This window comes from Nitrosopumilus sp. b1, assembly GCF_014078545.1.
Taxonomy (GTDB): Archaea; Thermoproteota; Nitrososphaeria; order Nitrososphaerales; family Nitrosopumilaceae; genus PXYB01.
Genome location: NZ_MU078802.1, coordinates 1 through 968, shown reverse-complemented (window position 1 = coordinate 968; position 968 = coordinate 1). Strand labels below are relative to the sequence as shown.

General features: G+C 38.2%; 2 protein-coding genes and 1 pseudogene. 1 reads left to right on the top strand and 2 read right to left on the bottom strand.

The window, feature by feature from the left end:
• Both C6988_RS10995 and C6988_RS10990 read right to left on the bottom strand, forming a co-directional pair.
• A partial coding sequence (locus C6988_RS10995) for a hypothetical protein (RefSeq protein ID WP_182135492.1) occupies positions 1–291 on the bottom strand: 291 nt, incomplete at its 3' end.
• A 30-nt stretch (positions 292–321) separates the two neighbouring features.
• On the bottom strand, positions 322–462 hold the full coding sequence (locus C6988_RS10990) for a hypothetical protein (RefSeq protein WP_182135490.1): 141 nt from the start codon (positions 460–462) through the stop codon (positions 322–324).
• A 132-nt stretch (positions 463–594) separates the two neighbouring features.
• On the opposite strand from C6988_RS10990, the pseudogene C6988_RS10985 reads away from it, so the two are divergent.
• A pseudogene (locus C6988_RS10985) lies at positions 595–968 on the top strand (hypothetical protein); the annotation flags it as partial.

Sequence of the window (968 nt, the reverse complement as noted above, 5' to 3'; positions counted from 1 at the left end):
TAATTTGATGTAATATTTTTTAGCAAAGTCTAGTGCTTTGTGTTGCTCAACTAGCTTTTTGTAGATTTTGACTTGTTCTTTTTTTGCACCATCAAACTTTGCTTTGTGATTCTTATCTACATCGGCATTAATGAGTGCGATTTTGGTCTTCTCGCCAAATGTCTTGGGAGATAGTTGTTTTCTTCCTTCCTCAACTGTTGCCTTGTTTGCAGCATATGCACTACCAATTGGGGCAACTGCAACAGCAGTGATTAGTAATGCAATTACTGCAAATGATAAATTCAGATTCATTATTTTCTTTACACCTCCTTGTTTTTTCTTTCAAGCAAAATCATCTAGGAATAGATAACTTGCTCCTGCAATATCATACCAAGCAGGCACTTGTGTTCCAAGGGAGCATGCGTCTAGAGACTTGGCTCCTCTTGGGGCTTTTTCGGGTTTGCTTTGCATGATTTGCTTCAATGAAATGAGTTGGGTAGTTAAGATATTAGTAAATGACGAGTCATTTGTGGCATGCTTTCATTTTGATTAGATGTGTGTTTATTGATGATTCAATGGCGCTACTAAAATAATTCCTAGCTTCATAATCTCTTAATGACAGATACAAAGATTTTAGCAATAACTATTCTTGCAGTGATTGCAGCAGGAGTTGGAGTAACTGAAGTAATAGCACAGGGTCCTGTGCCAGTTCCTTATCCTAATACTGCAAAAGCTGTTCCTGATTGGGTTGATAACAACTTTAGATGGTATGGTGAAGGACTAATTGGTCAAGCAGACCTTCTAAACTCACTATCTTACATGCTAGATAATGGATTGATGCATCTCTCTGATAAAGCAGCACAAGAAGTCAAAGAATTACGTGAGGAAAACAAAAAGCTTCGCGCAATCATTGATGAAAAGCCAGGACATCATGGAGAAGAGATTTACCCTGATGAGTATGGCCGAGTCAAGACGCAGATGAGCTTTGA